Origin of the sequence: Streptomyces synnematoformans (assembly GCF_039531005.1) — a bacterium.
In the GTDB taxonomy this organism is placed as follows: domain Bacteria; phylum Actinomycetota; class Actinomycetes; order Streptomycetales; family Streptomycetaceae; genus Streptomyces; species Streptomyces synnematoformans.
Genome location: NZ_BAAAPF010000238.1, coordinates 1 through 7,227, shown reverse-complemented (window position 1 = coordinate 7,227; position 7,227 = coordinate 1). Strand labels below are relative to the sequence as shown.

At 76.0% G+C, this 7,227-nt stretch carries 6 protein-coding genes; all 6 read right to left on the bottom strand.

Features of this window, described 5'->3' with window-relative positions; translation table 11 throughout:
• Positions 1-227 precede the first annotated feature (227 nt).
• Complete coding sequence (locus ABD317_RS26965; RefSeq protein WP_344292845.1) at positions 228-908, bottom strand: TetR/AcrR family transcriptional regulator; 681 nt, start codon at positions 906-908, stop codon at positions 228-230.
• The gene (locus tag ABD317_RS26960) at positions 896-1,762 is read right to left on the bottom strand and encodes an enoyl-CoA hydratase family protein (RefSeq protein ID WP_344292843.1); all 867 of its coding nucleotides are present in this window, start codon (positions 1,760-1,762) and stop codon (positions 896-898) included. The genes ABD317_RS26965 and ABD317_RS26960 overlap by 13 nt, the downstream gene beginning before the upstream one ends.
• A 34-nt stretch (positions 1,763-1,796) precedes the next feature.
• The gene (locus ABD317_RS26955) at positions 1,797-2,975 is read right to left on the bottom strand and encodes an acyl-CoA dehydrogenase family protein (protein ID WP_344292841.1); all 1,179 of its coding nucleotides are present in this window, start codon (positions 2,973-2,975) and stop codon (positions 1,797-1,799) included.
• Positions 2,972-5,266: an ATP-binding protein gene (locus ABD317_RS26950; RefSeq protein WP_344292839.1), complete on the bottom strand. Its 2,295-nt coding sequence runs from the start codon at positions 5,264-5,266 to the stop codon at positions 2,972-2,974. Before ABD317_RS26950 ends, ABD317_RS26955 begins: the two co-directional genes overlap by 4 nt.
• Positions 5,267-5,304: 38 nt before the next feature.
• Positions 5,305-6,912: a carboxyl transferase domain-containing protein gene (locus ABD317_RS26945; protein ID WP_027755191.1), complete on the bottom strand. Its 1,608-nt coding sequence runs from the start codon at positions 6,910-6,912 to the stop codon at positions 5,305-5,307.
• A partial coding sequence (locus ABD317_RS26940) for an AtuA-related protein (protein ID WP_425582447.1) occupies positions 6,909-7,227 on the bottom strand: 319 nt, incomplete at its 5' end. The genes ABD317_RS26945 and ABD317_RS26940, both read right to left, overlap by 4 nt.

Sequence of the window (7,227 nt, the reverse complement as noted above, 5' to 3'; positions counted from 1 at the left end):
GGGCGCTGATGTCAGCGGGGAGACCTACCCTTGGGCGGGAGTGCGGGGAACGTCGTGAGTCCTCGCGGGGCGGCGTGGCGGCAGGGCGCGGCTGGCGGCGGACCCGGGGCGGGCGGCGGCCGGGGAGTCGGTGGGAGCCCGGGTCCCGGCGGGGGCGCTGATGTCAGCGGGGAGACCTACCCTTGGGCGGGAGTGCGGGGAACGTCGGGGGTCTTCGCGGCGGCGGGTCAGCGGGTGTGCGCCAGCGCCGCCGTCAGCAGGTGCGACCACTGCTGCACCACGCGGTCGCGGCGGGCGCTGTCGTCCGTGAGCAGGGTCGCCAGGCCGAGGCCCCGGGCCATGTCGAGGAAGCCCTGCACCGTCTCCCGTACGCCCGGCACCGACTCGTCGGCGCCGAGCAGCGCCACCGTCATGCGGTGGGCCTCGCGGCCGACGCGGGCCTCCAGCGCGGCGACGCGGGGGCGGAGCTGCTCCTCGTTGGCGGCGGCGACCCAGAGCTGGAGCGCGGCGCGGAACAGCGGACCGGTGTAGAGGTCGACGATGCCGCGCACGACGGCGGCGGTCGCGTCGGCTCGTACGGGACCCGCCCCGCCGCCTGGTACGAGATCCGCGGTGCCCGCCGACGGCGCCCCCCGCGGCGGCAGCGCCCGCAGCGCCGCCGAGCGCTCCGCCGCCACGTGCTCCACCGCCGCCGTGAACAGGTCCTCCCGGGTCGGGAAGTGGTGCTGCGCCGCCCCGCGCGAGACGCCCGCCCGCTCGGCGACCACGCTGACCGTGCTCCCGCCCCACCCCAGCTCCGCCAGGCACGCGACCGCCGCCTCCAGCAGCCGCTGCCGCGTCGCCCGGCTGCGGTCCTGCCGCGGGTCCCGCCCCCGTGGCTGCCGCGGGGCGTCCGTCAGCGGAACCACTTCGGCTCCCGGCGCTCCAGGAACGCCGTCATCCCCTCGCGGGCCTCGGGGGACGCGAACAGCGCCGCCGACAGCTCCGCGAACGGCTCCGTGTCGCGGTCGAAGGTGCGCAGCACCTCGCCCGTGACCAGCCGCTTCGACGCCGCCAGCCCCTGCGGCGACGCCGCCCGCAGCCCGTCGAGCACGGGCGTCAGCAGCGCGTCCACGTCGTCGCCGGCCAGCGTGACCAGCCCGATACGGGCCGCCTCCTCCGGGCCGAAGCGCTCGCCGGTGAGGTAGTAGCGGGCGGCCGCGCGGGCGTCGAGGCGCGGCAGCAGCGGCATCGAGACCACCGCCGGCGCGAGGCCGAGCCGCGCCTCGGTGAAGGCGAACGTCGCGCCCGTGCCCGCCGCCGCGATGTCGCAGGCGCCGAGGAGCCCCAGCCCCCCGGCCCGTACGTGGCCGGTGACCCGGGCGACGACGGGCTTCGGGCACTCCACGACCGCCCGCAGCAGCCGCGCCAGCGCCAGCGGCCCGTCCGTGGCCGCGGCCGGGCCGCCGGACGAGCCGCCGGACGGGCCACCGGACGGGCCGGCGGACGTACCGCCGGACGGGCCGGCCGCGGCGCCGGTGGCCTCGCTGAGGTCGGCGCCCGCGCAGAAGGTGTTGCCGGTGTGGGTGAGCAGGACTCCCCGTACGTCCTCGTCCTCCGCGGCCTCCGCGAGCCCGGCGTGCAGCTCGGCCATGAGGCGGGTGGACAGCGCGTTGCGGTTGTGCGGGGAGTCGAGGGTGAGGGTGGTGACGCCGCGGTCGTCGCGCGCGATCCGGACGAGGGGCGCGTCGGCGGCGGCCGCGTCGGCGGGTGCGTCGGTCATGGCGTGGGGGTGCTCCTTCGGTACGTCTGCGTTCTCAGTACGACTTGGGCAGGCCCAGCGTCTGGTGCGACACGTAGTTGAGGATCATCTCCCGGCTGACCGGGGCGATCCTGGCCACGCGGGACGCGGTGAGCATCTGCGCAAGACCGTACTCCGTGCTGAGGCCGTTGCCGCCCAGCGTGTGCACGGCCTGGTCGACGGCCTTCGCCGCCGCCTCGGCCGCCGCGTACTTCGCCATGTTCGCCGCCTCGCCCGCGGCTGCTGCCAGTTCGTCGGCACCACCCGCGTCGTACAGCGCGGCCGCCTTCTGCGTCATCAGCCGCGCCAGCTCCAGCTCGATGTGCGCCTGCGCGAGCGGATGCGCGACGGCCTGGTGCACCCCGATGGGGCCGCCCTTCCACACCTGGCGGGTACGGGCGTACTCGACGGCCTGCGCCACCGCCTGCCGGCCCAGGCCGAGCGCGAACGCGGCGGTCATGATGCGCTCGGGGTTGAGGCCGGCGAAGAGCTGGAGCAGACCGGCGTCCTCGTCGCCGACGAGGGCGTCCGCCGGCAGCCGCACGTCGTCGAGGACTAGCTCGAACTGCTTCTCCGGGGCGTGCAGCTCCATCGGGATCTGCGTGCGCTGGAAGCCCTCGGCGTCGCGCGGGACGATGAACAGGCAGGGCTTCAGCTTGCCGGTGCGGGCGTCCTCGGTGCGGCCCACGACGAGCGTGGCGTCGGCGATGTCGACGCCGGAGATGAACACCTTGCGGCCGGTCAGCACCCAGTCGCCGCCGTCGCGGCGGGCGGTGGTGGTGATGCGGTGGGAGTTGGAGCCGGCGTCGGGCTCGGTGATGCCGAAGGCCATCTTGCGCGTGCCGTCGGCGAGCCCGGGGAGCCAGCGCCGCTTCTGCTCCCCGGTGCCGAAGCGGGCGATGACGGTGCCGCAGATCGCGGGCGACACGACGAGCATGAGCAGCGGGCTGCCGGCGGCGCCCAGTTCTTCCAGCACGATCGCCAGCTCCGCGATGCCGCCGCCCCCGCCGCCGTACTCCTCGGGGAGGTTGACGCCGAGGTAGCCGGCCTTGCCGGCCTCGGCCCACAGCTCGTCGGTGTGCCGGCCGTCGCGGACGGCGGAGGTGAAGTAGTCGCGGCCGTAGCGGGCGCCGAGCGCGGCGACGGCGGCGCGGAGGTCGCGGTGCTCCTGGGGGTCGAGGACGGCACTGGTCATGGCCGGGGGCCTTCCTGGTCGCGGGGCGGGGTGTGGGGCGGGGTTGCCTCGGCTTGTTCGGCTTGTTCGGCTTGTTCGGCTTCTTCGGCTTCTTCGGCTTCTTCGGCTGGGCCGGCTGCATCCACCACGGCGAGAAGCGCGCCGACCTCCACCTGGCGGCCGGGGGCGGCGTGCAGGGCGGTCAGCACGCCGGTGGCGGGGGCGGCTACCTCGTGCTCCATCTTCATCGCCTCCAGCCAGAGGAGCGGCTGGCCCCGCTGTACGGACCGGCCCGGGGCCACCCCGTCGGCGAGCCGGACGACGGTGCCGGGCATGGGGGCGAGCAGCGACCCGGCCGGGGTGTCGGCGCGCGGGTCGGGGAAGCGGGGCAGGGGGCGCAGGGCGTACGAGCCGTGCGGGCCGTCGACGTAGGCGGTCGGCTCCGGGACACCGGGGCCGGAGGCGTAGGCGGCGACGTCGAAGGCGCGGGTGACGCCCTCGACGTCGAGCACCACGCGCCCGGGCGCGGCGGCGAGCACGCGCACGCCGGGCAGGTCGTCGGCGTGGACGCCGTCGCGGGTGCGGCGGTAGCGGACCTCGACGTCGACGCCGCCGGGTTCGGCCCGGTACGTCTTCGCCTGCGGCTGCGACGGCACGTTGCGCCACCCCCCGAACCGCGCGGGCAGCACGGCGCCGGGTGTCCCGCGCCGCGCGGCGGCGTCGGCGAGGGCGGCGGCGAGGGCGGCGAGTCGGAGGGGGGTTGGTGCGGTGGTCCCGTCGCCGGGTGGGCGGGTGAGCGCCGGGAGGTGACGGTCGTAGAAGGACGTCGTCATCTCCGCGCGGACGAACTCGCCGTGCTCCAGCGATCGCACCAGCAGGTCCCGGTTCGTCACCGGGCCGTGGATCCGGGCGCGGCGCAGTGCCGTGGCCAGGCGGCGGGTCGCTTCCGCGCGGGTGGGGGCGTGGACGATGACCTTGGCGAGGAGGGCGTCGTAGTACGGGGTGACGGTGTCGCCGGCGGTGTAGCCGGTGTCGAGGCGGAGGGTGGGGGGTTCCCCGATCCCTCCCCTTCCCGAAACCGGGGCTCCGCCCCGGCCCCCGCCGGGGCTGCGCCCCCGGACCCCCGCGGCATGCGGCGCACCGCCGCCCCCGGCGACGTGGCCGGTACCCCCACCTCCCGAAACCGGGGCTCCGCCCCCGACCCCGCCGGGGCTGCGCCCCCGGACCCCCGCGGCGTACGGCACATCGCCGCCCCCGGCCGTCGCGGCCGGGAGCGTCAGGCGGTGCAGCTCGCCCGTCTGCGGGGTGAAGTCCGACACCGGGTCCTCCGCGTACAGGCGGGCCTCCACCGCGTGGCCCGCCGGGTGCGGCGGGTCCGGCGGCAGCGGCGCGCCCTCCGCTACCCGCAACTGCAGCGCGACGAGGTCCACCCCGTACACCGCCTCCGTCACCGGGTGCTCCACCTGCAGCCGCGTGTTCATCTCCAGGAACTGCGCCCGCCCGTCCGGCGCCAGCAGGAACTCGACCGTCCCCGCGCCCACGTACCCGATCGCCCGCGCCGCCCGTACCGCCGTCTCCTCCAGCGACGCGGCGGCCCCCGCCGGCAGCCCCGGCGCCGGGGCCTCCTCGATCACCTTCTGGTGCCGGCGCTGCAGCGAGCAGTCGCGGGTGCCCAGCGCCCACACGCCGCCGTGCGCGTCCGCGAGCACCTGCACCTCCACGTGCCGCCCGCCCTCGACGTACGGCTCGACGAACACCTCGCCGTCCCCGAACGCCGCCTCCGCCTCCGCCGACGCCGCCGCCAGCGCGGCGTCCAGCGCGGCGAGTTCGCGTACGACCCGCATGCCGCGCCCGCCGCCGCCCGCCGCGGCCTTGACCAGCAGCGGCAGGTCGTCCTCCACGGCCTTCGCCGGGTCGAAGGGCGCGAGGCCCATCAGCTCCTTCGCCCGCGTCTTGGACGCCATCGCCTCGATCGCCGCCGGCGGCGGTCCGACCCACGTCAGCCCGGCCGCGGCCACGGCGCGGGCGAACTCCGCACTCTCGGAGAGGAACCCGTAGCCGGGGTGCACCGCGTCGGCGCCGGCGGAGACCGCCGCCGCCACCAGCAGGTCGGCGCGCAGGTACGTGTCCGCCGGCACGTTGCCCGGCAGCCGTACCGCCGCGCCGCCGGCGGCCAGCGCGGTCCGTACGTGCAGCGCGTCCGCGTCGGCGTCGGAGTGCGCGGCGACGGGCGTGACGCCCAGTTCTGCGCAGGTGCGGAAGACGCGGCAGGCGATCTCGCCGCGGTTGGCGACGAGGAGGGTGCGGATCATGGGAGTGCGGTCCTCCGTCGTCGAAGCCGATGGCACGCTCATAGCCGGAACACCCCGTACCCGTCGTGCACCCCGGCGTACGGCGCCGTGTGGATCGCCGACAGGCAGATCCCCAGCACCGTCCGGGTGTCCCGCGGGTCGATGACCCCGTCGTCGTACAGCCGCCCGGACAGGAACACCGGCAGCGACTCCGCCTCGATCTGCTGCTCCACCATCGCGCGCAGCGCCGCGTCGCCGTCCTCGTCGTACGGCGTGCCCTTCGCCTCCGCCGACGCCCGCGCGACGATCGACAGCACGCCCGCGAGCTGCTGCGGGCCCATGACCGCCGACTTGGCGCTGGGCCAGGCGAAGAGGAACCGCGGGTCGTAGGCGCGGCCGCACATGCCGTAGTGGCCGGCGCCGTAGCTGGCGCCCATGAGCACCGACAGGTGCGGTACGCGGGAGTTGGAGACGGCGTTGATCATCTGGGCGCCGTGCTTGATGATGCCGCCCTGCTCGTAGTCCTTGCCGACCATGTAGCCGGTGGTGTTGTGCAGGAAGACCAGCGGGATGTCGCGCTGGTTGGCGAGCTGGATGAACTGCGCGGCCTTCTGCGACTCCGCGCTGAACAGCACGCCGCGCGCGTTGGCGAGGATCCCGACGGGGTAGCCGTGCAGCCGGGCCCAGCCGGTGGCCAGGCTCGTCCCGTACAGCGGCTTGAACTCGTCGAAGTCCGAGCCGTCCACGACCCGCGCGATGACCTCGCGCGGGTCGAACGGGACCTTCAGGTCGCCCGGCACGACGCCCAGCAGCTCGTCCTCCGGGTACGCGGGCGGGGCGGCCGGCGGCGGGTCGGGGTGGGCCTTGCGCCAGTCGAGGCGGGCGACGACGCGGCGGGCGGTGTGCAGGGCGTCCGGCTCGTCGACGGCGTGGTAGTCGGCGAGGCCGGAGGTGCGGGCGTGCATGTCGGCGCCGCCCAGGGACTCGTCGTCGCTCTCCTCGCCGGTGGCCATCTTCACCAGCGGCGGGCCGCCGAGGAACACCTTCGCCCGCTCCTTGACCATGATCACGTGGTCGCTCATGCCCGGCACGTACGCGCCGCCCGCCGTGGAGTTGCCGAAGACGACGGCGACCGTGGGGATGCCGGCGGCCGACGAGCGGGTGAGGAACTTGAACAGCGCCCCGCCCGGGATGAAGATCTCCTTCTGCGACGGCAGGTCGGCGCCGCCGGACTCCACCAGGTGGATCGACGGCAGCCGGTTGGCGAGGCTGATCTCGTGGGCGCGGAACGCCTTCTTCAGCGTCCAGGGGTTGGACGCGCCGCCGCGCACGGTCGGGTCGTTGGCTGTGATCAGGCACTCGACGCCGGAGACGACGCCGATGCCGGTGACGAGCGAGGCGCCCACCGTGTATGCGGGGGAGTCGGAGCCCCAGCCGGCCAGCGGGCTCAGCTCCAGGAACGGGGTGTCGGGGTCGAGGAGCAGCTCGACGCGCTCGCGCGCGAGCAGCTTGCCGCGGGCGCGGTGCCGGGCCACGTACTTCTCGCCGCCGCCGGCCACGGCCTTGGCGTGCTCGGCGTCGAGGCCGGCGAGCTTGTCGAGCATCGCGGCGCGGCGGGCGGCGTACTCGGCGCCCGCGGTGTCCAGCGACGAGGCCAGCACGGTCACAGCAGCTCCTCGGGTATGTCGACGTGCCGGGCGCGCAGCCACTCGCCGAGCGCCTTGGCCTGCGGGTCGAAGCGGGCCTGGGAGGCGACGCCCTCGCCGAGGAGGCCGTCGACGGTGAAGTTGAGCGCGCGGAGGTTCGGCAGGACGTGCCGTACGACGGGGAGGGCGGCGGTCTCCGGGAGGAGTGCGCGGAAGCGCTCGGCGGTGAGGGTGTGGGCCAGCCAGCGCCAGGCGGCCGTGCCGAGGGCGGGCCGGGCCCAGACGCCGACGTTGGCGCTGCCGCCCTTGTCGCCGCCGCGCGCGCCGGCGACGGCG

Coding starts and splice junctions, on each gene's coding strand:
- ABD317_RS26960 (WP_344292843.1), bottom strand. CDS start 1,762: ATGACCGACGCACCCGCCGACGCGGCCGCCGCCGACGCGCCCCTCGTC.
- ABD317_RS26955 (WP_344292841.1), bottom strand. CDS start 2,975: ATGACCAGTGCCGTCCTCGACCCCCAGGAGCACCGCGACCTCCGCGCC.
- ABD317_RS26950 (WP_344292839.1), bottom strand. CDS start 5,266: ATGATCCGCACCCTCCTCGTCGCCAACCGCGGCGAGATCGCCTGCCGC.